Origin of the sequence: Streptomyces sp. NPDC085866 (genome assembly GCF_044541035.1) — a bacterium.
In the GTDB taxonomy this organism is placed as follows: Bacteria; Actinomycetota; Actinomycetes; order Streptomycetales; family Streptomycetaceae; genus Streptomyces.
Genome location: NZ_JBITSQ010000022.1, coordinates 26,771 through 49,481, shown reverse-complemented (window position 1 = coordinate 49,481; position 22,711 = coordinate 26,771). Strand labels below are relative to the sequence as shown.

The 22,711-nt window shown below is 68.8% G+C and carries 16 protein-coding genes and 4 pseudogenes; 8 read left to right on the top strand and 12 right to left on the bottom strand.

Going from position 1 to position 22,711, the window contains the following annotated elements; genetic code table 11:
* The first annotated feature begins 66 nt into the window (after positions 1-66).
* The gene (locus ACIF83_RS40160; protein WP_399734802.1) at positions 67-420 is read left to right on the top strand and encodes a hypothetical protein; all 354 of its coding nucleotides are present in this window, start codon (positions 67-69) and stop codon (positions 418-420) included.
* A 15-nt stretch (positions 421-435) separates the two neighbouring features.
* Here the strand turns inward: ACIF83_RS40160 and ACIF83_RS40155 are convergent.
* Positions 436-1,367, bottom strand: a protein-coding gene (locus ACIF83_RS40155) for an IS5 family transposase (RefSeq protein WP_399734799.1) whose coding sequence is annotated in 2 segments (ribosomal slippage) — positions 436-1,029 and positions 1,032-1,367 — 930 coding nt in all. Because the reading frame shifts where the segments join, the coding sequence is not laid out codon by codon here.
* A gap of 143 nt (positions 1,368-1,510) precedes the next feature.
* Between ACIF83_RS40155 and ACIF83_RS40150 the strand changes: the two are divergent.
* Positions 1,511-2,635: pseudogene (locus ACIF83_RS40150) on the top strand (IS630 family transposase).
* On the opposite strand, the gene ACIF83_RS40145 reads toward ACIF83_RS40150, so the two are convergent.
* A complete protein-coding gene (locus ACIF83_RS40145; RefSeq protein WP_399734935.1) occupies positions 2,600-3,385 on the bottom strand; it encodes a class I SAM-dependent methyltransferase in 786 nt (261 codons plus the stop codon). The pseudogene ACIF83_RS40150 and the gene ACIF83_RS40145 overlap by 36 nt on opposite strands.
* Positions 3,386-3,641: 256 nt before the next feature.
* Between ACIF83_RS40145 and ACIF83_RS40140 the strand changes: the two are divergent.
* Positions 3,642-4,745: pseudogene (locus tag ACIF83_RS40140) on the top strand (IS701 family transposase); the annotation flags it as partial.
* A 332-nt stretch (positions 4,746-5,077) separates the two neighbouring features.
* Here the strand turns inward: ACIF83_RS40140 and fxsT are convergent.
* Genes fxsT through ACIF83_RS40120 form a run of 4 tightly spaced genes read right to left on the bottom strand, consistent with a single transcriptional unit; the run spans position 5,078 to position 13,581 of the window.
* Positions 5,078-10,222: an FxSxx-COOH system tetratricopeptide repeat protein gene (gene fxsT, locus ACIF83_RS40135; RefSeq protein ID WP_399734796.1), complete on the bottom strand. Its 5,145-nt coding sequence runs from the start codon at positions 10,220-10,222 to the stop codon at positions 5,078-5,080.
* Positions 10,222-11,253, bottom strand: coding sequence for an AAA family ATPase (locus tag ACIF83_RS40130; RefSeq protein WP_399734793.1), 1,032 nt, complete (start codon positions 11,251-11,253; stop codon positions 10,222-10,224). The genes fxsT and ACIF83_RS40130 overlap by 1 nt, the downstream gene beginning before the upstream one ends.
* Before the next feature lie 25 nt (positions 11,254-11,278).
* On the bottom strand, positions 11,279-13,135 hold the full coding sequence (locus ACIF83_RS40125) for a trypsin-like peptidase domain-containing protein (RefSeq protein WP_399734790.1): 1,857 nt from the start codon (positions 13,133-13,135) through the stop codon (positions 11,279-11,281).
* On the bottom strand, positions 13,132-13,581 hold the full coding sequence (locus tag ACIF83_RS40120; RefSeq protein WP_399734787.1) for a CU044_2847 family protein: 450 nt from the start codon (positions 13,579-13,581) through the stop codon (positions 13,132-13,134). Before ACIF83_RS40120 ends, ACIF83_RS40125 begins: the two co-directional genes overlap by 4 nt.
* Positions 13,582-14,990: 1,409 nt before the next feature.
* Between ACIF83_RS40120 and ACIF83_RS40115 the strand changes: the two genes are divergently transcribed.
* On the top strand, positions 14,991-15,353 hold the full coding sequence (locus tag ACIF83_RS40115; RefSeq protein WP_399734784.1) for a transposase: 363 nt from the start codon (positions 14,991-14,993) through the stop codon (positions 15,351-15,353).
* A gap of 23 nt (positions 15,354-15,376) precedes the next feature.
* A complete protein-coding gene (locus ACIF83_RS40110; protein WP_399734781.1) occupies positions 15,377-15,760 on the top strand; it encodes a transposase in 384 nt (127 codons plus the stop codon).
* 76 nt (positions 15,761-15,836) lie between these two features.
* Here the strand turns inward: ACIF83_RS40110 and ACIF83_RS40105 are convergent, their stop codons facing one another.
* From ACIF83_RS40105 to ACIF83_RS40080, 6 genes and pseudogenes are all read right to left on the bottom strand, one after another.
* Complete coding sequence (locus tag ACIF83_RS40105) at positions 15,837-16,244, bottom strand: hypothetical protein (RefSeq protein WP_399734778.1); 408 nt, start codon at positions 16,242-16,244, stop codon at positions 15,837-15,839.
* Positions 16,245-16,287: 43 nt separating this feature from the next.
* Positions 16,288-16,989 carry a transposase gene (locus ACIF83_RS40100; RefSeq protein WP_399734775.1) on the bottom strand — a complete coding sequence of 234 codons (702 nt, stop codon included), beginning with the start codon at positions 16,987-16,989 and terminating at the stop codon, positions 16,288-16,290.
* 36 nt (positions 16,990-17,025) lie between these two features.
* The gene (locus ACIF83_RS40095; protein ID WP_399734772.1) at positions 17,026-17,409 is read right to left on the bottom strand and encodes a transposase; all 384 of its coding nucleotides are present in this window, start codon (positions 17,407-17,409) and stop codon (positions 17,026-17,028) included.
* Between the two features lie 242 nt (positions 17,410-17,651).
* A pseudogene (locus ACIF83_RS40090) lies at positions 17,652-17,795 on the bottom strand (transposase family protein); the annotation flags it as partial.
* A 325-nt stretch (positions 17,796-18,120) separates the two neighbouring features.
* Positions 18,121-18,858, bottom strand: a complete 738-nt coding sequence (locus tag ACIF83_RS40085) for a VOC family protein (protein ID WP_393483712.1) — start codon at positions 18,856-18,858, stop codon at positions 18,121-18,123.
* 350 nt (positions 18,859-19,208) lie between these two features.
* Positions 19,209-19,745, bottom strand: coding sequence for a hypothetical protein (locus ACIF83_RS40080; RefSeq protein WP_399734769.1), 537 nt, complete (start codon positions 19,743-19,745; stop codon positions 19,209-19,211).
* Positions 19,746-19,918: 173 nt separating this feature from the next.
* Here ACIF83_RS40080 and ACIF83_RS40075 point away from each other — a divergent pair.
* From ACIF83_RS40075 to ACIF83_RS40065, 3 genes and pseudogenes are all read left to right on the top strand, one after another.
* Positions 19,919-20,282 (top strand): annotated as a pseudogene (locus ACIF83_RS40075) (IS110 family transposase); the annotation flags it as partial.
* A 358-nt stretch (positions 20,283-20,640) separates the two neighbouring features.
* On the top strand, positions 20,641-21,060 hold the full coding sequence (locus ACIF83_RS40070) for a hypothetical protein (protein WP_393483983.1): 420 nt from the start codon (positions 20,641-20,643) through the stop codon (positions 21,058-21,060).
* On the top strand, positions 21,039-22,706 hold the full coding sequence (locus ACIF83_RS40065; RefSeq protein ID WP_399734766.1) for a cation acetate symporter: 1,668 nt from the start codon (positions 21,039-21,041) through the stop codon (positions 22,704-22,706). The genes ACIF83_RS40070 and ACIF83_RS40065 overlap by 22 nt, the downstream gene beginning before the upstream one ends.
* The last annotated feature ends 5 nt before the right edge of the window (positions 22,707-22,711 follow it).

Here is a 22,711-nt window from a genome sequence, read left to right as displayed (position 1 = left end):
ACCATGCGGCTCGTGACAGTCTCTTCAAGATCATCCTTTGGCAGTACAGCGCCGCTCTTCCGCTGGGTGGCCGCTGCCCGTAAGGCCCCCATCAGCCCGGCGAAGGACGTGGCCGACTTCCAGCAGGGCGTCGAACTCCGCGTACGTGCACTGTTCGTCACGCCGGACAGCAGGATCAAGGCACAGTGGGGCGAGTTGCGCCTCTCGAACTCCGCGGACGCCGCGTGGAAGGCCAAGGCCAGCAAGGACGCGTTGACGATTCCGCTCGCCACCACCACGATCGCCCCCGCGGCCAAGCACATCTTCATGGGCACCGCCGCATTCGACCTCACGCTCGCCGACGGGAACGTGCAGCGCATGCGGGTCTACACCCGAGACGCCGGGCTGGTCACTGCCGTGTTCGGCAACGCAGTCGCCTAGGAGCTGCCCGGCCGATCATGTTCGGAGCCAGATGGTGAGGGCCGCGACGGTTGCTGTGCCGAGGTAGACGTAGCCGCGCTTGTCGTAGCGGGTGGCGACGGCTCTGGCGTTCTTGAGCCGGTTGATGGCTCGTTCGACGGTGTTCCGCTTCTTGTAGCGCTCGTCGTCGAAGCCGGGTGGCCGTCCGCCGCGTGAGCCTTTGCGCAGGCGGGCAGCCTGGCTGTCGGCCTTCTCCGGGATGGTGTGCCGGATGCCCCGGCTGCGCAGGTACTGGCGGCAGGGCCCGTTGCTGTATGCCTTGTCCGCCGCCAGGCTGGCCGGCTTCTTCCGTGGCCTGCCCTGCCCCACTCGCGGGACGCGGATCTTCTCTAGCACCGGCTTGAACTGGGTGCAGTCCGCCCGCTGTCCTGGCGTGACGATCAGGGACAGCGGGCGGCAGAAGCCGTCGGCGCTCAAGTGGAGCTTGGTGGTGAACCCGCCGCGCGAGCGGCCCAGGCCCTCGCTTCCTGCACCACCTCCGCCAGGCGGGCGATCAGGCTCTGCCACGGCGTCTCGACCTGGTGTTCTGCCGGTGAGTCCCCCTTTGACGCGGGAGTCGGCGGCGGGTCGGTGCGGGCGCCAGCCGCGTGCTGATGGGCTCGAATGATGCTGGAGTCGACTGAGATGTCCCAGTCGATCTCTCCGCCCGCATCGGCCTCGGCCTGGACCTGCTGGAGCAGGCGTTCCCAGGTGCCATCGCCTGACCACAGCCGGTGCCGTTCATAGACGGTTTTCCACGGGCCGAACCGTTCGGGCAGGTCACGCCACTGCACACCGGTCCGCACGCGGTGCAGAATCCCGTCGATCACCTGCCGGTGGTCCCGCCACCTGCCACAACGCCTGTTGCTGACCGGCAGGAACGGCCGCAGCCGTTCCCACTCGGCATCGCTGAGATCACCCCGCCCCATGCCCAAATCAACGACCCGGAGACGGAGTAGTCACATGATCGGCCGGACAGCTCCTAGTGCCGCATCAGACAATGTTCGCCCCGATTGTGACGCGCCGTCCGGGAACAGGCCTGGACGGCGCGTGCATCCGCCATGCTGATCTGGTGGCTGAGCGGGCGCGGGAGATCGATGACGGTGAAGGCCGGAGGCCGCTGCGGATCATCCGGCGGGGTACCGGGTCGGTGGTGACCTGGCGGCGTGCCCAGATGGTGCTGTTGTCCTCGCAGGGAATGACCGTCGACAAGATCGCGACGGTGACGTTCACCAGCCCGGATCGGGTCCGCGACGTGCTGCGCAACTTCAATGCCGACGGTTTCGACTCGCTCTACCCGAAGTACAAGGGCGGGCGGCCCCGGACCTTCACGCTGCCCGAGCGCCGCGAGATCAAGAAGATCGCGAAGTCCAAGCCGGTCGAGCACGGCCTGCCGTTCTCGACCTGGAGCCTGGTCAAGCCGGCCGACTTCCCGGTCGCCGAGGGGGTGGTCGACGACATCAGTCATGAGAGCCTTCGGGTCCTTCTCCGCGAGGAAGGCGTCTCCTTTCAACGCGTGAAGACCTGGAAGGCCTCGAACGACCCTGCCTACGAGGCGAAGAAGGCCCGGGGGGGAGCACGTCTACGCGATCGCTGACGGCGAAGTCATCCTCGAGCAGGGCGAGCCCGAAGTCATCTTCTGCATGGATGACTTCGGCCCGCTCAACCTCCAGCCCCATCCTGGGCGCCAGTGGGCCGAGCATGACGGCAAGGGCAAGGACCCTGAGCGGGAGCCACGGCCACGCCGGGCCACCTACACCCGCCCGCACGGGGTCCGGCATCTGTTGGCTGCCTACGACTTGGGCAAGGACCAGCTCTTCGGCCACATCAAGAAGGCCGAGAACCGCTCCAAGTTCCTGGAGTTCTGCCACTATCGGCGCTCCCTGCACCCCATCGGGAAGCGCATCGCGATCGTGTGTGACAACTACTCTCCGCGCCTGACCACGAAGCGGTGCCGCCCGGTGGTGGACTGGACCGAGGCAACAACGTCGAGATCGCCTACACCCTGACCAACTCCTCATGGCTGAACCGTATCGAGGCCCAGTTCACCGCTCTGCGCTACTTCACTCTCGACGGCACCGACCACATCAGCCACAAGGCGCAGGGGAGCATGATCCGTCGCTACATCATCTGGCGGAACAGGCATGCACAGGACGAGCGCCTACGCGAGGTCGTGAACAGGGCGAACGTCGCCTGATGCAGTCGCATCCCGTCGGAACAATGCGGTCCACAGGAACGTCACGCCGAACAGTGCTGACTCCGGCGGTTCCTCCCGCATGCGGCGCAGTTCGACCTCCACCAGGTCAGAGAAGATCCAGCGCAGCGATTCGGGTGTGTAGGCGAGGCCGCCCTGCAACTCGCGTTCACGGTAGAGGTCCGCGTCGGCGAGCTGCGACCCCATTCCCGCCTCGCCGGCAGCGAAGCTGGTGAGTGCGAGGTGGCCCCCAGGGGCGAGGACGCGGTCGATGAGGGCCAGGTAGCTGACGCGGCGGTGTGGCGGTAGGTGATGGAAGCAGCCTGAGTCGACGACCAGGTCGTACGGGCCGCTCAACTCGGTGGCGGGGAGGGCGAAAGCGTCACCGCGCAGGAAGCGGATGTCGACTCCAGCCTTGTGAGCCCGGTCCTCGCCCCAGGCGACGGCAATGGGAGAGAGGTCGACGGCGTCCACCTCGAAGCCGTGCGATGCGAGGTACAGGGCATTGCGGCCCGGGCCGCACCCCAGGTCCAGGGCCCGACCGGGAGCGATCAGGCCCTGGTCGAGGTAGGCGGCCAGGTTCTCGTCCGGCTTCGCCGCGAAGAACGGGACCGGCCTTGACCGGTCGGCATAGAAGCGGTCCCAGAAGCCCTTGCCGTCGCCGGTCGCCAAGCGGCCGGCCTCGGATTCAGATGTGAAGAGTCCATCCAAGAGCGCGAAAACGTCCTCGACGGTGCGCACGGTCCGGTCCATCCGACCCCCCTTTCGACCGAGATGGATGATAGGAACGATGGGGATGAAAGGCCAGTTCAGGCGGCATATCGAGATGGCTGGAGTGGGCTGCTGCGCCCCACGGAGCATGCAGGGCAGGAACCCACTCCAGACCCCAACCCCGGGTCCGCACAAGCAACCCTCGGGGGCCAGGAAAGGACCGTCCTCGGCCACGCCGGGGAGACTATTACGACAGAATTTCCAGCGGCACTGCAGGGCGAACGTTGTCTGATGCGACAGGTCGGAGCCGCGTGAGTCGACGCTGGCCTATATGCGTGGGCTGATCGCACCGATGGAGCGGAAGAACGGCTGGACGCTGGCCGAACAGGCCGGGCATGCAGGCCCGGACCGTATCCACCGGATGCTGAACCGGATCGAGTGGGACGCCGAGGAGATCCTCGATGACGTGCGCGGAAACGTCGTCGAGCACCTCGGAGAGCGGGATGCCGTCCTGATCGTGGACGACACGGGCTTCCTGAAGAAGGGGCTGCGGTCGGCTGGGGTGCAGAGGCAGTACTCCGGCGCGGCAGGCCGGACGGAGAAGTGCCAGATCGGTGTCTTCCTCGCCTATGCCACCGACCGCGGGCGGACGCTGATCGACCAACGCCTGTATCTGCCCACGTCCTGGATGGAGGACCGTGAGCGGTGCCGCCGGGCTGGCATCGGTGACCACGTTGGGTTCGAGACGAAGGTGGCCATAGCGAAGGCGATGGTCCGTCGTGCCATCGCGGACCGGATCCCGTTTCGGTGGGTGACCCCGGATGCCGCCTACGGCTATTTCAAGGACTGGCGGTTCGAGCTGGAGCAGGCCGATGTCTTCCACGTCGTGGCCACCCCCCGACATGACACCGTCGTCACCCGCTGGGCGATCGACCACCCCGTCCACGACCTGTTCAACGGTCTGCCGCGGCAGAAGTGGAAACGCCGTTCCTGCGGCACCGGGGCTCACGGCCCGCGGATCTACGACTGGGCTCGCGTCGAGGTGCGGCCCTGGCACCGGCCCGACCGCCGCCACTGGGTCATCGCCCGCCGCAGCGTGAGCCGGCCCGGGGAGATCTCCTACTACATCGCCTACTGCCCCACCGAGACCACCCTCGACGACCTGATCCGCATCGCGGGCAGCCGGTGGGCCATCGAGGAATGCTTCCAGAGCGCGAAGCAGGAGTGCGGCCTGGACGACTACCAAGTCCGCCGGTATCCCGGCTGGCACCGCCACACGACCCTGGCCATGGCCGCCCATGCCTGCCTGACCGTGCTGCGGGCCCGCGAGCTGGATGCCGACAAAGCAGAAACGGATCCTCCCCACTCATCCACCTCAGCCTCGCCGAGATCAGACGCCTGATCACCCGACTCACCGACCGCCGGCCCGTGAGCATCGACCACATCCTGCACTGGTCACACTGGCGGCGCCGACGCCAGCACCAAGCCCGCATCAGCCACTACAAGCGACGCGGACACAGCCCATGATCCTGCCCAACACTCAGTACAAGCACCGTTGCAGTACTAACCCTTTACTTCGGGCGGGATGCAAGGCCGCGCGGCCGCGACGATCAACTTTGTCGGCATGGGGCTGACCCGCTCGGCTCGATGGTGGTAGTCCCGAAGCAGGCTGCCGTGAACGGCTCGGTCTCGAGTTCTCGTGACTCGGGGCCGGGCCTTTTCCGGTGCTGCCCGTCAATCCAGGTAGGGCTCGAAGTCCCAGTAGGGACGGGTGCGTTGGCGGGCCGCGATCGTGTGCGGATGCTGGGAGCCCAGGGTGCGGGTCAGGGCGAGCAGACCCTCGCCCTCCAGCTTCCGGGCCTCCTCCTGCTGCCGGGCCGACCGCAGGTCTGCGGCGAGCGCCATCTGGCAGGAGAGCGTGAGGGGGTGCTCGTCGCCCAGCACACGCCGGGCCCTGCGCAGGGTGTCGCGGCTCAACTCCACGGCCTCCACGATACGACCGTTGAAGTTCCGGGCAGTGGCTGTGTTCAGAGCGCAGCCCAGCACCCAGGGGTGGTCCGGGCTGAGGGTGGCGGTGAGGCCGGCGAGCGCTGACTCGAACATCGGCATCGCCTCGGCACGTTCGCCCACGGCCAGCGTCACGAGCGCGGTGTTGGAGAGCATGCCGGTGACGATGGGATGGGAGTGTCTGAAGAGGACACGGTATCCGGCCTCGGCTTCGTAGATGAGGTCGCGCGCCTGGCTCAGGTCACCGTGCTCGCGCAGGAAGTTGCCGTAGTTGGCGATGACGGAGAGGGTCCGGTAGTGCTCACGGCCGTGGACCACCTCCATCTGTTCTAGGAGAGTGGTCATGTCAGGTCCCACATACTGGGTGTAACCACCCTCACGACGCCGGCTCATGACCAGTTGGGAACGGGCCTCCAGGGTCTGCGGATGGTGGGGGCCCAGCACCTGCGCGTGGAGCCGGACCACCGCCTCCTGGCGGGCGAGCGCATCGCGGTATCGGCCCAGTAGGCGCAGGTCGTGAGTAACGGCGTTGCCGGAGCTGAGCGTGTTGATATGCCTGGCGCGTAGGATGCTCTCCTGGCGGCTGAGGGTGTCCAGATCGAGTTCGTACGCCTCGGCGTACCTGCCCAGGAGCCGCAGGCTGACACCAAGGTCGTGCCGGGCGGCGAGCCCGGGGAGCGTGTCCAGGCCGAGCAGCCGTCCGGTGCCGTCGAGGACCTCGCGGTGCATGTCGTGGGCCTCCTGGTACCGCCCGAGGCGATACAGGCTGTTAGCCATGGCACCCTTGGCGTTCAGCTCGCCGAGCGCGTTGGGCTGCTCGGCGGCCCGCAGTCTCTCCAGAACGCCGCGGTCGAGGTCGTAAGCCTCGCGGAACCGGCCGCTCGCCCGCATAATGTTGCACTCCTCGGCGGTCAGGTCGAGCATGGGCTGGTCCAGCGGCTCCAAGGTCCGGGACCAGTAGTCCCGGATGCGCTGGGCCAGGTCCCGGCCGCTCGCGTACTCCCCGCTGCGGAAGCAGTAGCGCAGGCAGTTCAGCACCGTCTCCTGGACCCTGCGCTGGGTGCTGCTGAGCGCCCCGGAGGGCTCCAGGTGGGGCAGCAGTTCGGCGTACCGGGGCCAGTTCCTGCTGTCCAGCGGGTTGCCCGGGTCGGCCTCCGCAAGCAGGGTGCGGACAGCCCTGCTATAGGTGGCGTGGCTGTCGTCGCTGGTCAGCTGAGACACGATGTTGTGTACGAGCCGGTGCATGTGCACCGTCTCCTGGTGCGGGCCCGTCTCAGCGGCGACCGGCCCGCGGGTCTCGCGCGTTACTACCGAGTAGTTGACCAGTGTGTCCAATGCCCGGGTCCAGGCAGGCAGGTCGGTGGCCATCCATCGCAGCTCCTCGGGGAGGTCGGCCTGTGGATAGGCATGGATGAGACCGAGGGGGATGCGGCCCGGGGCGAAGGACGTGCAGAGGTTGAGGACGTCCAGGGCCTGGGGCTGAGAGCGGCGGAGCCGGTTGAGCAGTATCGTCCAAGAGGTCATAGACGACTGCGGGATGACGTCGCCGGTGGCGGGCTCGTCCACGGTGGACAGCCGATGCTCTCGCACCATGCGCAGGTACTCGGGCACCTCCACGCCGGACTCGCCGAGCCAGGAGGCGGCCTGCACGAGCGGCAGTGGTATGTCCCCGAATTCGGCCGCAACCTCGTCGGCCTCCTCGACGTTGATGTGCGGGGCTCGGCGCATCAGATAGCCGATGGACTCCCCGCGGAGGAACGCCGGGACCTCGAGGATGTCGGTGAATTCGCTCCAGGCGCGGTTCCGGGAGGTGATCAGGGTGTGCCCGGGGCCCTGCGGAAGCAATACGTTGATGTCCTCAGTGCCGTCCCAGCCGTCGAAGATCAGCAGCCAGTTGTGGTGCGGCTCACCGCGCCGCAGGGCGTCCCGGACGGCGCGGATGCGCCCGCCGGGAGCACTGCCGATGCGCAGGCCCAGTTCCACGGCGAGCTCACCGAAGCGGTCGCGCTGGATGTCGCGGTCGTCGGAGTTGACCCACCACACCAGGTCGTAGTCGGTGCTGAAGCGGTGTGCGTACTCGGTGGCGAGCTGGGTTTTTCCGATGCCGGACATGCCCAGCAGAGTGCAGGCCGCGGCGCCGGGTCCGGCGTCGGCCAGTCGCTGGTGAAGGTCGGTCAGCAGTTCGTCGCGGCCGGTGAAGCGTGGGTTTCGACGTGGTACCTCGCCCCAGATCGCGCAGCGCTCGTTGGGATAGCGGGCTCGCGTCGGCAGGGCCCGGGGCCTACGGCGCCGCTCAAGGCCGAGCCGGCCCAGCAGGCGCTCCTCGGCGGCCTCCTCGCTTAGTCCCCACAAGCTGGCCGGCTCCAGGACGGCAGTCGCCCGGAGCAGAGGCCGGTTGGTGAGGTTGACAGCAGCGAAGCGGTCGGCGTGGGAGGCGACGAAGCCACGGAGCACGTCGTTCCACTCACCTGCGGGACGCGGACCCAGGCTGAAGAACCAGTCGTCGAGGACCAGCAGCACCCGCCCGCTGAACAGCAGCAGGTCGCCGAGCGAGGACTCCAACGGTTCGTTCCTCTGAGGGTCCCAGCGCTGCAGCGTGGCCCGGTGGCCGTGGCGCTCCAGACATGACGCGATCCAGGCCGCCCAGGCCCGGTGATAGCCGGCGTGGACGATCAAGAGACTCTCGGCCGTGCCCGAAGGGCCCGGCCGGGTGCGGACGGCTTCCCCCGGGATCGGACCAGGTTCGGAGACCTCCCGCGACTGTGCCTCCGGCTCGCCACTACCGGAGGGCCCCTCCGCGGTCGGCAACGGCGACGCGTCCTCCACGGGATGCCTCGGTCCAGGGAATTCGGGCGCAGCACCGCTGGGCACGTATGACTCCGTGTCCAACCCCAGAGCGGTCAGCAACCGCCACCTGGCCACCGCTTCGTCGGCTGTGAACAGCAGCGGGTCGCGCCCGATGCGCGTCCCGGCAGGGGGCCTGTCGACCCACAGGCGGACACATCCGCCCGGGACAGCCCCCCTGAACCCCAGTTCCCCACCCAGCAACACGAGCGCGCGCTGTGACGGCCCCACCCTCTGTGTCGCCGCGCCGAATTGAGCGTCGTCGGGGCAAGCCCGCAACACCGGGTCGTACCCGCAGGATGCCATGACGTGGGCGATCCACGTGGCCCAAGGACGGTCGCCTCCTTCCCCGTCCCCACCCCGGTACACGATCCGGACGGTCTCCCGCTCCCGCGCCAGCTGCCCCATAGAAGCGGCCGGCACACTGAACCTGCCCAGTACCAACCCTGACACCTCGGCGAACGCCTCGGGCACCGGCTCCGTCCCGCCGTCCTCTTCGGATGGGACCACGCCACCCGTCAGCTTCGCCAGGGCCAGCGCCGGGAAGTTGCGTGCGTGCCGCCCGAAGTGCCGGTCGACGTACTCCCCGCAGTGCTTGAGGACGAGCAGTGCGTCCCCACGTGGCAGCAGCCGCAGCAACTCGTCGCGCACGCCCGGCACGAACTCGTACCAGCCCGCCTCCTCGGACCGCACGAGCAGCCCGCTCAGAAGAACTTCGGCCAGCACCGACGGCCCGCTCTGCGGCTGCATCGCCCGCTGCACGAGCTGCATCACAGGCAGCGTCAACGGTACAGCCGACAAGGAGACGGCGAGGGAGACGGCCTGGCGGGACGCAGTGCCCCGGAAGAACCGTACGAGGTCCGCATCGGAGTCGGTCGAAGCGCGCGCGGGGCGCGGCGGGGACGCCGGGTGGTCGGCGTACACCCACGCGGCTGCGGCCGACAGCGACAGGCCGGTGCTGCCAGACAGGAGACGGGCCCAAGTGCCGAGCGCGGTACGCGTGGGGGCAAGAACCGGCACCGGCATCGCTCCGTCGCTCGGCGCACCCTCGGCGGACCGGAACTCCAGCCGCGCGCCGAGGCCTTCGCGCCGCCGGAGGGTGCCGGGACGTGCGGGCAAGTGGGTGCGCCGCCACAGACGCTGGGGCATCGGCTGGATCACCGCGATGGGCGCGGCAAGTGCCCAGTGGTGCAGCAGTCTCTGCATCCGTCCCGACCGCCACAGCGGTCCGGCGCAGTCGCTGAGCACGAGGGTGAGCTGCCGTCCGGTCGGGTCGCGAAGTTGCTCGGCCGCGCGGGGCGCTCCTGCGTCCGGATCAGGTGAGACGGACGCCAGTAGGCCTTCGTCCGGGCCCTCGTGGACGTAGTGCACTGACACCTCACGGAAGGCACCGAGCCCTGCGGCGATCTGGCGCAGCTCCTCCAGGAGTCCGTCCCAGACGGCCGTCGACGAGGACACGTCCATCAAGAACCGCAGCCGCGCTTCGCGTCGGGCGGTGGCGGCCAGCACAGGCAGCAGCAGCCCGGTCTCGGCGGCCCGTTCGGCGGTGGCCTGTTCGTCGATGCGGTGCGCGGGCATGCGCACCGGAGGGTGGTAGCGCTGAAGGGGGCGCAGGGCGCGCTGGATGCGGAGGGAATGCGGGAGGGCAGCTGCCACAGGCACCCGGACGCGTACGAATTCGGGGTCGGTGAGCTCGGCCGCAGGACCGTGCAGGCGGTTGGCGTACAGGCGAGTGCGGTCGTCGGCGGTGGAGAGAGACGCGTCCTGGGGGTCGATGTCCGGTGGCGCCGTCACAGGGTCGGCGTCCGGGCGGTCCGAGTCAGGCTCTGTTGCGGGTTCGGAGCGCGCCGCCTGGTCCTCGTGTTCGGGCTCGTCTACCGCGAGCCGGGGCCGCGTAATGTGACGAGCCAGCCACAGTGCCTCCGCCAGTTCACGCGCGCTCGGCCCCGTCCCGGTCCGCACGCGCAGCCGTTCTGCCAACTCGCTGACCGGGTCGGCGGCGAAGGGTCCTGGGGAGGGCCTGGTCATCAGCGCGGCCTCTGGTCACCGTGGTCGAGAGGGCGCATCAGCAGCTCGGCGAGCCGTTGCCGGTCCGGTGCGCTGTCGCGAGCCGCTTCCTGGGTCAGATAGATGGCGTTGAGGAGCTGGTCGGCGGCCCGCAGGGCACCGGGGCTGGACTGGAGGAAGTCTCGGATCAGCGCGTCGTGCACAGGTGAGGGGGCGTCTCCGAAGTGGGCGCGGACCATGGCCTCCAGCCGGGCAGCTCCCCACTCGTCGTTGCGCGGCGAGGGCAGGTCGAGGTGGAGGCAGCGGCGCAGCAGAGGTGCGGGGAAGTCGCGTTCGCCGTTGCTGGTCATCACCACCACCGGGAAGGCCCGACAGCGCACGCGCCCCTCCCTGACAGGGGCCCGGTCACCGTCGTCGGTGAGCACATGGACGTCGGGCTGCTTGCGGGCGATGCGTTGCAGCTCGGCGATGTGGAACTCACCCTCCTCGAGGGCGTTGAGCAGGTCGTTGGGCAGGTCGATGTCGCTCTTGTCCAGCTCGTCAACCAGGAGCACTCGCGGTCGGGCGTACGGCAGCAGGGCGGTGCCCAGCGGGCCCAGACGCAGGTATTCCCCGATATCCTCGGTGTACTGCCCGCTGCGCTCCTTGGCCATCTGCATGTCCTGAAGCCGGGCGATCGCGTCGTAGGTGTACAGGCCATCGCGCAAAGTCGTACGGCTCACGATGGGCCAGTGCAGCACGCGGCCGAGGCCGAGTTCGTGGGCCAAGGCGTGGGCGAGTGTGGACTTGCCCGAGCCGGGGTCGCCGGTCACGAGCAGGGGACGACGCAGATAGAGCGCAGCGTTGATCAACTCCAGTTCCTCGGGGCGCCAGGCGATCCTACCCAGCCCCCGCGTGCCCAGTCGCCGGGTCGACTCAGTGCCCAGGGGCGGAGCCGCCTCGATGACGGGCCCTCCGTCGAAGTCCCGCCACGGCGGCGGCTCGGGCAACCACCGGATGCCGTCGTGCGGCTCTCCGGTGCCCTGGTAGACGAGCCAGTCGGGAGTTGTCACGCTTGTCTCCTTCTGCCAGGTGCGGTCACGGGGAGTCCAGGACGTCGTCGCACAGCGGGATGGGGCGGTGCGGGTCGTCGTACAGGAGCGCCAGGTGGTCGGCCCAATCCGAGTCGAGGTCGTCCGCGCGCTCGCGCAGCACGCGCAGCCGCTCCGGCAGGGCCGCCGCACGTGCCGTGGAGGCCAGCAGCTGGGTCGTTCTGCTGTACAGCTCACCGCAGTTCCTGCCGCACGCGCGCGCATGCTCGGTCCTCAGGCTCCACAGGGCGACGGCGTACCCGGCGCCGATCGCGTCAGCGAGCCAGCCCAGAGTCTGCTGCGGCGGTCGGCACAGCACGGGTACCGCCCCGGGCGGCGCTGTCTCCAGCGCCGCCTTCGGATACTCGGGCCAGTGCATCTGGAGGGCGTTCAGACCACCGTCGACGACACCGCTCCAGCGCTCGCGCCAGGCCGAGGCCGGTTCGCCGCGCCGCTTCAGGCAGCGAAGGACGACCTGGCGCCTGGCGCCGAGCGGCCAGCGGTGCACCTGGAGGCCGAAGTGCTCGACGGGTAGGGCGAGTTCCAGGCGGGTGCGCCGCTCACCGGCGTCAAGCAGCCGGAAGGCCCGGCCGAGCGGCTCGTCGAGCACGTCGGGCAGCTCCGTGAGCGAGGCGCCCTCGTCCGCCTCGTCCTCGTCCAGCACGCGCGCGGTCACGGAACCTTCCGGCCAGGACCACACGCGCCAGTGGAAACGGTCCTCGGGTTGATACGCGTTGGGCTCCAGTTCGACGGCGACCACGGGGCGCTCGTCGTCGTGGGGTTCCGCGTGGAGAACTGTGTTGGCGGCGCGGTGGCGCAGCAACGCCCCGAGGTACTCGGGCAGCGCCTCGATGCGTGCCTTGACCCAGTGCTCCAGCTCGGCGACGGCGTCCGGCGCCAGGCGGCGGCATTCCTCCGCCACCGCGAGCAGATAGTGCAGCGCGATGATGTCGGCGCCTCCTGGCTGGTCATGCACCCAACCCTGCCCGTCGCGCCAGTCGATCGGAGCGAGCTCGTCCTCCCACAGCGGTTCGTAGCCCAGTACAACAGTGATCATCCGTTGGAGTGTGGCCGAGGAGACCGGCCGGGGCAGCGCCGCCAGCAGTGCGGACGCCTCGGCACTGTCGTCGGGCGCCCACGCCCGTTCGCCGCCTGCGCGGATCCCGCTCTGCAGCCTGACCCATGAGTGGCCGCCGCGAGCGCTTTGGTGCCAGCGGTCGTGCTCGCGGATCAGGGTGGCGTACGGGTCGCGCCCGAGGTGGCTCTCGTTGTCCACGGGCCGTGCCTCGCCGAAACTCCGTAAGGCCGTGGCGGCGACGGCCAAACCGCCGTAGTCGTTGGCTTTGCGTGCCTTGACCACTCCCGCGACCACGCCGTGGTCACGGTCCAGCAGGGGCCCTCCGGAGGCACCGTGCGGAATCTCCATGTGGGGCGCGAGAGTGAGACCGTACGAGCCGTCCCGGCCGCTGCACTCGCTGTGGCCGCTCCACCGCTGGGGCTCTCCGCCGGCCGGAGTGCGCCAACCGAGGGCGGTGACGCGGTTCGGTGGGTCGCAGCGGTCGGTCAGCCGTACGCAGGCATGGGGCGGCAGCGGTCCCTCCAGGCGCAGGAGGGCGAGATCCTGACCGGGGTCGGTGCCGCCGCCGAGCCGGTAGGCGAGCCTGGCCGTCGCATTGAGCTGATGTCCCTGCACGCGCAGTCTGCCGACGTTCTCGGCGCCGGCCGCGTTCGGCAGGACATGCGCGCAGGTCAGCACCCAGCCGGGTGCGACGAAGAACCCACTGCCCCAGAGCGTCTTCGGTGCCTGGTCTGGCCCGATCCGTACGGTGGCGCGGCTGGCCAGCTGCTCCAGCTGCACCGTCATGCGGAGGCGGGGGCGGAAGACAGATCGCCGGTGTCGGGGAGAGCCGTGCCGGTGGCAGCCTGTGCGGCACTCGTGGCCGCGGCGGCGTCGCTCTCCGGCGCCCCGGCGGCGCCCCGCCACGTGAGGGTGATCGCCAAGGCGGCCTTGGCCTCACCGTCGGCGAGGAGGGCCACAGCCTTGCCGGGTTTGACCGCGAGCTCTACGCCGAACGTGGCGCTGACTTCGTCTGGCCGCGTGGCGCGCGCCGCGTCGAGCACGGCGCCGCCGACGGCTCCGACAAGTTCGTTCAGCTGGTCGATGCGCGCGGCCATGTGGTCCAGGGCACCGACGTCCTCGAACTCGAACTCGTCGGACAAGCCGGGGATGTCCTCGGGGGACAGCACACTGACACGGGCGAGGACCTTCTGGCCGTCGGCCAGTTCGACCTCCTGAATCCTGCGTTCCATGGCTGCCCCCCAGTTTCGTGTCGCCCGGCCAACTACCCTGAGCGCGGGCTCTGTTGCGCTCGCACGTCGCGTAAACCCATTCTGCCCGGTGGTACGCCTGTGAGAGGCGATTCCGGCAAGTGTGACCGTGCGGCCCGCCCGCTTACTTGGAGACGTACGGCCCGCGGCCCAGGCCCAGGAATGACGTGGACGCCGAGTAGGTCGTACCCAAGCGAGTCCTCCTCGCATGACGCTCCATCACCACGTCACGAAAATCTTGGCTGAACCCAGGCCCTGGCCGGCTTCGTCCTCGATTGCCGCCCGGCTCGTCGGGCAGGGGCTGCCCGGCTACTCGCGTGTCCCGAGCCGCCGCAATGATGGCGGCCGGCCCTGGGCGCGGCGGTGGCGCCGACGCGCATCATCGGCGAGCGCGCCCCGGTCCCCGGCCGCGTCCGCGCTGCCCATCCCGCCCGTCTCCACCCTCACTCCAGCCATGGATATGGGCGAAAGCAGCCGCAACGGGGATGTCAGACCCCCCGACCACGCTCGTACGCTCGTGCTGGTCTGGGGGGATTCCAGGGGGCCGGGAGGGCTCGCGCAACGTTTGCCGCAACAGATGGCGCAAGAGGCGACGCAGCAGTTGGCGCAACAGGTGGTGCCGCCGGCCTCCCGATGCCGCGACTTGAACTCTTGTGCCACCTGTGTCGCTATCCTGTCATGGGGGCGACTGGCGCCTGTCGCCCCCAACGGGACCCACACGATGTCCACTCCCCTGCCTCGCGTCACAGAGCCGGTCCCTTTGGGGCTGAGCTGCCCCTGCGAACTGGTAGCTCCGTGTGCCTCGTGCCAGCGCAAGTCACACAGGTACGTCCGCGAGGCAGTGCGCTGTGCCGGTCGTGCGCGGTCCCGGTGATGGAGAGGTGAGGCCCAACTGTGCGCTACGTGAACCCTCGCGCGTGACAGTCCATCTCATCGGAGAGGACGTCATTGAAGGCCTGTCTTAAGCCCGACCCAGAAGGTCGTCGCCCCCCTGGCTGCCCCTCCTCAGGGGCTCGCCTGGCGACGAAAGCCACCCCTCACATGTCGACCCGTTGGTGAGTTCTTGCCTGGGACGAAACGCGCTGCGCCGATCGTCGCTGGCCTGCCCGACCGGATGGGCCCTAAGTAGCTGTTGTCGTTCCGACCTTGAGGGTTGTGCGTCGAACGGGAGTCTCGATCGGGTGGTTGCCGCAGGCTGCGGGCATGAAGGCAGGGCCTCTTAGTAGCTCGGGGTTGCGAAGCCAACCGAGATCCAGGAGATCCTGTTGCCGCAGTTGTACGTGCTCGCGCCGGTGGAACTCAACTCGGCTGCACCGACGTGTGATTGTGTCGATCACCGGTTCGAGAATGCGGCCGATCACCCGGAACGTGTTTGGCGGTAACCCTCGGACATGACGGACACGGAGTGGACTGTGGTCCGGCCGCTGCTGCCGGTGCCCGGCTGGCTGCGCGGCCGGGGCGGGCAGCCGGAGGCGTACTGCCACCAGGCGGTGCTGGACGCGGTCCGCTACCTGGTCGACAACGGCATCAAGTGGCGGGCCATGCCTGCCGACTTCCCGCCGTGGGAGCGGGTATACGCGTTCTTCCGCCGCTGGCGCGACCACGTGCTGGTCAAGGAGTTCCACGATCGGCTGCGATCGAGGATCCGCGAGAGGGAGGGGCGGGACACGGAGCCGACAGCCGGCGTGATCGACTCGCAGTCAGTCAAGGCGGACGCAGTCGTCGGCTCCGACAGCCGTGGCTTCGACGGCTGATCAATGGGCGCAAGCGGCACGTCATGGTCGACACGCGCGGTCTGCTGCCGGGGGTGATGGTCACTGCCGCGGACACCGGTGACCGCGCCGCCGCCCAGGTCCTGCTTGACCAGGTGGCCGACGCGCACCACCGGCTGGCCCTCATCTGGGCTGATGGTGGCTACACCGGCAGCCTCGTCGAGTACTACCTGGCCACGCTCGCGCTGGTCGTGGCGATCGTCAAGCGCAGCGACGACCAGAAGGGGTTCGTGGTGGTGCCCAAGCGGTGGATCGTCGAGCGCCTCTTCGCCCACCTGATGCGCACCCGCCGCCTGGTGCGCGACTTCGAGCGCCGCAACACCAGTGCCGAGGCGATGGTCTACTGGTCGATGATCCTGCTCATGACCCGCCGCGTGGCCCGGCCATGATGAGGCTCGTTGAATACGGCTCTGGCCGCAGTTCCGTGATCCGGCTTGATCGTCAAGACCTGAACGGCAGCACCGGTCAGGGATTTCCATCTGGTGAGCTGTTTGCTGGCCGCCCGGCCAGCACGTAGTCGTGATACTCGTCCTGGGCCAGACCGGCGTTGACCCACCTTCCGCGTACTGCTCCGGTGACGTCTTCGGCGGTTGAGAGGGCGGCGAGCGGGTCGTCGCAAGTCGCGACAAGGCGGCCGAACTCCTCTTCCTCATCATCAGGATCAAGGGGAGGGAACTCGACCAGGTCAGCGAAGGTCTCGTGACCGATGTCTTCAAGTGTGTGCAGGAAGATCTCGTAGTGGGTCTTGGCCGGTCGGACCTCGACGTAGTGGATGCCGGGACGCTCGGGTGAGCCGGCAGGACCGAGGAACTGCTCGACAGGTCGGCCCCGTCTCAGGGCCCCGAGGGCGAAGGGCTCAGCCAGATAGCGCACGTGAGAAGCGTAGAGGAACACCGAGGATCGTCGGCGTTACGCCTCATCGCTGGGTGAGAATGCGAGTGCGGAGGAGTTCGAACGAGGCCCGGCCGTACATGGCTCGCTTGAGTGTTTTCACCCTTTTTAGGTGGCCTTCGACTACGCCTGAACTCCACGGGAGGGTGAGGCCGGCGGTGACGGCGCCGAGGTCCTGGCGGAGAAAGCCAGCGAACCCTTGCATTGGCTTGGGGACGTCCTGTTCGGCCTGGCGGATCCATTCCAGAAGAAGGTATCCACGCCGGTGACGGACGAGATCGGCGAACGTGCGGGCGAGGTCGCAGGCCCGGGTGATGTCCGGGCAGACGAGCCGGACCTCCAGCAGCCGCTTGCCCTGGCTCTCGGTGAGGGTCTCGCGGGACCGCATGATCCATGAGGTGATCTTGCGGGGGCTCGGTATGTCGGCGCGGACCGGTTCGGCGGTGCCCGCGCGCAGAGCGGCAAGGTGTTTGCGGACCACCTGACGGCTGCCACGGTAGCCGCGGGCATGAATCTCTTGGGACAGGCGGGTGCCGCTGGCCTGGCCCTGGGTCTCGGTGAAACGGGCCTTGAGGTATGCCTTGAACGGTTCCAGGACGCCGTTGGGGCGGCGGTCGCGGGCGGAGGCCAGGAGTTCGTCGAGGTCGGTGTCGCGGAAGCGGCGTACAGTCTTGCGGTCGAGGTTCAGACGGCGGGCGATGGCGCTGATCGTCCAGCCCTTCTCCACCAGACGGTGGATGTCCTCGAAGCGGTGGCGGGTCCGTTAAATGATCTGGGTTCGGGGCAGTTCCGGCACTGGCAGTTCCATCGGGACCGGTTCCGGCACGGTCGGCTCCGTCTCCTGCTCGGCGTTTTTGCGCAGGCAGTTGCGGTGCTGGTGGCAGGTCTTCTCCCCCGCGGCGGACAGGTTCTGCAGCAAATGCCACCTGTCTGCGACTTCGAGGGCCTCGGGGGCGGCTTCCTTAACCGCCTTCGTGTAGGCGGAGGCCCGGTCACGGCAGATGATCACCGCGCCAGGATGGTCCTTGAGCCAGGCCGCGAACCTCTCGGAGGTGCGGTCGGGCAGCACGTCCACGACCCGGCCGGCCTCGACGTCGACCAGCACGGTGCCGTAGGTGCAGCCCTTACGGAAGGCGAACTCGTCCACCCCAGCACCCGAGGGGCGCGGCCTTCACCCGGCGGCGCCGTCAGCAGCTTGAGGAGCCGGGTGCGGCCTGCAGCCAGTCGCAGGCGACGGCACAGTTGCGCCGCCGGACGGCCGCCCAGCTCCACCGTGATCGACCGCAGCCACCCCGTCAGCCCGGTGCTGGAGCGCCGGTGTCGCTCGGTCAGACCCGGTACCTGCTCGACGAAGGTCCTGCGGGAACACCTCTTCCGGTCGCAGAAGTACCGGCGCACCCGGAGCCGGACGACGACCCGCTGCGAGCCCAACGGCAGCTCATCCAAGGTGCGTTGGTACGAGCTGTGCACTCGCCTCGCCTGCTTTCGGCAGCCCGGGCAGCGGCCCAGCCGACCGGTGGACAGCGCCTCCACCACCAGGACGCCGGAGGAGTCGCTTACATACTCAACTCGCACAGCGATCCCGGGAAACAGCACATCCTCAACCGTCTTGCTTGCCACGGCAGGAAACACACTGCCGAAACGTTCCCCCTGTTCCCCCCTGACCTGGGGATTCACGGAACTGCGGACAGAGCCTTGAATACGGCCACCCCTGACCGGGAGTTACCCCACATGCTCGATGGATCTCCCCAGCCATGCCTGACCTGACTGGGCGTCACAGGGGCGGCCGCCCGATGCGCACCCCGTTCCGGGGGCGGGCGGAGTGTCCATGGTGGCCGAGGGCCAGCGGGTGGTGCCGTCAGCGAGGGGTGAGGAGGCAGAACTCGTTGCCTTCCGGGTCGGCCAGGACCGTCCAGGAGATGGCGGACTGGTCGATACCGGGGTCGGTGGCTCCCAGGGCGCGCAGTCGGGCTGCCTCTGCTGCCAGGTCGTCACCGGGGTAGGGGCAGACGTCGAGGTGGACGCGGTTCCACACGCTCTTGGTGTCGGGAGTGCGGAGGAATTCCAGGTAGGGGCCGACGCCTTTGGCGGAGCGCATGGTCGCGTGGTCGTCGGTGACCTCGTGCAGCGTCCAGTCCATCGCCTCGCCCCAGAACCGGGCCATCTCTCGTGGGTCGGTGCAGTCGACCACTACCGCGGCGATCGGCCCGGTGTTCCGGTAGATCGGGCGGGGCTCCAGGACGCAGAACTCGTTGCCCTCCGGGTCGGCCATGACCGTCCAGGGGACGTTGCCCTGACCCACGTCCGCGAGCGTCGCGCCGAGATCCGTCAGGCGTGCGACCAACTCCGCCTGATGGGCGGTCGAGGTGGTGGCCAGATCAAGGTGCACCCGGTTCTTGACCGTTTTGGGTTCCGGGCGGGCGACGATGTCGATGCAGACGGCCGCGGGGTCGGGGTAGGCGAACCCCACGGGTTCGAGGTTGGTCACGCCGGGTCCCTCGCTGTCGACACCCCAGCCGAGTGCCTCCGCCCAGAACCGGCCGAGCACGGAGTCGTCCCGGGCCTTCATATTGATCTGCACAAGTCGTGTTGCCATGCCGCAGATCCTAGAAGGCTGCCGCTGGCCCGGGCCGCCGCGATCAGACATGTGGTCGACCCGGTACTGACCGTGGTCGCCCTCGTCGAGACTGTGCAAGTCCTCGTTAACGAAGGCGAGGTTCGACCGTGCCGCCTGCATTCGACCGGCCAGTGGCACGGAGCCCGAACTCCGGCGGGGCGCTGACGCCACTGGCCGATCGGATACTGCTCAAGCCCCGCGCCCGCTGACCGGACAGCTCGGTCCGCACAGTCCAAGGGCGGGCGGTCCCGGCCGACAACGTGCGCGACGCTCGCTGAAGCTACCCGCTCTGCTGAACGCCGGACCAAGTGGGCGACGAGCAGCCTTGGCTATTTTCCGAGACCCTCATCAGCCACACCCTGCGCGAGCGTGAACCGGCCCGGCTGCTGCTGGGCCAACCAGCCCCGCGCGACCGGGCGTTTCGCCTTCGACCGCAGTGCCTCCACCCGCGCCGGCACCACGTGCATGCCGAACGCGGCGGCCATCTCCTGGCAGGTCAGCGGCCCTTGACCGAGCCGGACCCGATCCGCGAGCGCCTGCAGGATGCGCTGGTAGTCCACCGACAGCACCGACCAGGCCAGCTCCTCACACCACACCGGCACCTGCGACTTCGGCTTCGCCGAATCCCGGGGCGCCGACGGCACGCCCGCGTCCCGCGGATCCGGGGTGGTCTCCGTGTCGGCGGTGCTGCCGCCGACCGGAGCCAGCACCGTGCCGACCCGCCTGCGGGCGATCGACCACCCCTGCCATTCCTGCTCGGCCGCGGCCAGCTCGGCCTTGATGCGGTCGGCCTCCTCACGCAGCCCGTCGACCCGACGGCGCGCTGCGAGTTCGCGCTGTTCCAGCAGTCCGACCACCGACGGCATCCGCGACCTCCCAGGGAGCGACAACACGACAGGCCGTGACTCCCACGGAATCACCGGCCCTATGCCTGACCGGCGAAAACGCCGTCCTCAAGTCCGGAAAGACAACAGCTTCTAAGGCCACGCCGGCGCGGTCGTCTGCGGCTGGACCTGCACGCACGGTCCTCTGGAGCGCGATGAACCGGATCCGGGCCGGAATCGACAGCGGCAAGACCCACCACCACTGCGTCGCCATCGACCAGGACGGCACAAGATGCCTGTCCCGGCGTGTGCCGAACGGAGAGCCGGAGTTATCCAGCTCCTTCAGGATGTCCTCGCTCTGGGGCATCACGTCACCCGGGCCTCGACATGGCCAGCGGCGAGCCCGCGCTCCTCCTGACCCTGCTGACCGGCCACGACCAGGAGATCCTCCACATTCCCGGCCGGGTAGTGAACCGGGCCAGCGACGGATACCGCGGCGAGGGCAAGACCGGCGCCCACGACGCCCTCGTGATCGCCGACCAGGCCCGCATCCGCAGGGACCTAACACCCATGCGGCCTACCCCTGGCCTGTGGATCCTTGATCATCTCTGCGGGCCACATGCCTGGCAGCAAACGCCTCACGGGTCCCGCCGGCCTCTTCGGAAATCTCCTGCCAGAGCCTTGTTCCCCCACCTCCAGATATCGATACTCGTCGTAACGATTCTCGATGTGAGCGCCGAGGGTCGCGCGAGCACTCCTGCCCTCTTTCAACGGTTCCTCGACAAGCAGCTGATGCACTGCGGTTGCTGCGTGCCGGCTTCACGAGCCGTTTCCGCCCGGACGAGCGACCGCGGCTTCCGTCCGGCTGTCGAACCTGAGCCGGGCTCCAAGTTGCAGACAACAACCGAACAGACTCCTCAAGTGAAGGGACACCCGTATGTCCTTCTCGCACTACCCCGTCAATCCGTCCGTGGCGTTCCCTTCGGAGGAGCACCTGGCGGCTGACGGTCCGGAACTCGGAGAGCTCCGTCGCCTGACCGCACGGTCGCGGCGGCGCTTCGTGATCGCCAACGGAGCCGTATTCGTTCTCGCCCTACTTATCGACTGCTCGTCAGACGGACTGCCGGCGCGGCAGATCGCGGGCACGCTCACTCTCGGCATGGGCCTCGGCCTTCTGCAGGCAGTGCTGCTGCTGGTGACCGCCTGGCGGCACGACCGGCTCTTCACCCAGCGCTGCGACATACGCGCGAAGGTCCTGCGGGCCCGCGCAGAGGCAGCACGAGGGCAAAGCGGCCTCCACGCGCGGGGCCACAGTCGGCCGGTCGACCCGACGGCATGGACGGGGATGACGTGGTGATGGGAGAGGTCACGCTTTTCGAGGGGCCTGGCGCCGGCTTCCTCGGCTCCGGCGCGCAAACGGCCGTTCTGGTCTCGTTCCTGGCGTTCGCCGGACTTTCGCTGCTGCTGTGCGTGCTGGCCGCACCAGAGCGGGACGAGGTCGCCGACTTCTACGCCGCCAATCGATCACTGACGCCGTTTCAGGCCGCCATCGCCCTGGTGGGTGGCTACATGTCGGCGGCAACTCTGCTGAGCACCACCGGACTCGTCGCCGTCGTCGGCTATGACGGCCTGGTCCTCGTACTGAGCACCAGCCTGGCCCTCGGTGTGCTCTTGATACTCGCCGGGCCGCTGCGCAACGCCGGTCGCTTCACCATCGGCGACATCCTCGCACTGCGGATGCCCGGGGCGGCGCCGCGGATCGCGGCCGCGCTGGCCACCCTCGCCGTCTCGCTGCCCTTCCTGGTGGTGCAGTTGTCGGGTGTGGGGAGCACAACCGCCCTGCTCATCGGCTTGGAAAACCCTGGCGCGCAGAAGGCCTGCATCGTCTTCGTCGGCACGCTGATGATCTGCTACCCCGTGCTGGGCGGCATGCGGGGCACCAGCGTCGTGCAGATCCTCAAGGTCGTCATCGTCTTCGGCGCGGTGGCTGCGGTCGCCGTCCTCGTACTGAACCGCTTCCACTGGAACGTGAACGCACTGCTCGCGGCCGCCACGCGCGGCAGCGGGCGCCCGGACGTCTATCTGCACTCGGGGCTTCAGCTGGGCCAAGACCCCGCCGGGCGGCTCGACTTCTTCGGCACCCAGCTGACCGTGGTGCTGGGCCTTGCCGTGATGCCGCACATGATCACGCAGATCAACTCCGTTGCCGACGGCGCGGCCGCTCGCCGTGCCTCCCGGTACGCCCTCACTGCGATCAGCGTCTTCTGCCTGCTCGTAGTGATCGCCGGGCTGGGCGCGGCCGCTCTGGTCGGCGACCGCACCATCACCGCGGTCGACCCGAAGGGCCAGATGTCACTGCTCCTGCTGGCCGGCGGGCTGGAAGGGGGCACCGCGAACGCTGCGGGGAGTGCTCTGTTCACAGCTGTGGCGTGCGCGGTGTTCGTCGCGGTCCTCGGGGTGGTCGCCGGTGCCGCGCTCTCGGCGGCCGCTGCGCTGGCCCACGACGTGCACGCGCACGCAGTACGCCGCGGCCGCCTCACGGAAATGCGCGAGATCCGGTCGGCTCGCTGGTCCGGGGTGGGCATCGGCGTCCTCAGCATCCTCCTCGCCACCCTCTCGCAGGGCTACAACGTGAACTTTCTTTCCTCCCTCGCACTCGCCGTCGCGGCTTCCTCGGTGCTGCCCGCCGTCGTCTACACCCTCTTCTGGCAGCGGTACAACCGCACCGGACTGTTGTGGACCGTCTACGGCGGCCTCGCGACCTCCATAGGACTGAATGTGTTCTCGCCGACGGTCTCCGGCACGCCCTTCGCGCTCTTCCCGCACAACGACTTCCACTGGTATCCGATGCAAACTCCCGGTGTGGTGTCGATACCGACGGCTTTCCTTCTCGGCTGGGTGGGCAGCGTCGTTGCACGCGGGCGCAGGGCCGACGACGGGCAGGGCGAACCCGGCTACGCGGAAGCGGAGTTCCGGATCCTCACTGGCGCCGGGGGCGACTGAACGGC

Bases quoted from the DNA above. Each gene is read 5' to 3' on its own strand.
- ACIF83_RS40115 (WP_399734784.1), top strand. From the start codon at position 14,991: ATGACGGACACGGAGTGGACTGTGGTCCGGCCGCTGCTGCCGGTGCCC.
- ACIF83_RS40070 (WP_393483983.1), top strand. From the start codon at position 20,641: ATGTCCTTCTCGCACTACCCCGTCAATCCGTCCGTGGCGTTCCCTTCG.
- ACIF83_RS40120 (WP_399734787.1), bottom strand. From the start codon at position 13,581: ATGGAACGCAGGATTCAGGAGGTCGAACTGGCCGACGGCCAGAAGGTC.
- ACIF83_RS40080 (WP_399734769.1), bottom strand. From the start codon at position 19,745: ATGCCGTCGGTGGTCGGACTGCTGGAACAGCGCGAACTCGCAGCGCGC.
- ACIF83_RS40125 (WP_399734790.1), bottom strand. From the start codon at position 13,135: ATGACGGTGCAGCTGGAGCAGCTGGCCAGCCGCGCCACCGTACGGATC.
- ACIF83_RS40085 (WP_393483712.1), bottom strand. From the start codon at position 18,858: ATGGCAACACGACTTGTGCAGATCAATATGAAGGCCCGGGACGACTCC.
- ACIF83_RS40110 (WP_399734781.1), top strand. From the start codon at position 15,377: ATGGTCGACACGCGCGGTCTGCTGCCGGGGGTGATGGTCACTGCCGCG.
- fxsT (WP_399734796.1), bottom strand. From the start codon at position 10,222: ATGACCAGGCCCTCCCCAGGACCCTTCGCCGCCGACCCGGTCAGCGAG.
- ACIF83_RS40065 (WP_399734766.1), top strand. From the start codon at position 21,039: ATGGACGGGGATGACGTGGTGATGGGAGAGGTCACGCTTTTCGAGGGG.
- ACIF83_RS40145 (WP_399734935.1), bottom strand. From the start codon at position 3,385: ATGGACCGGACCGTGCGCACCGTCGAGGACGTTTTCGCGCTCTTGGAT.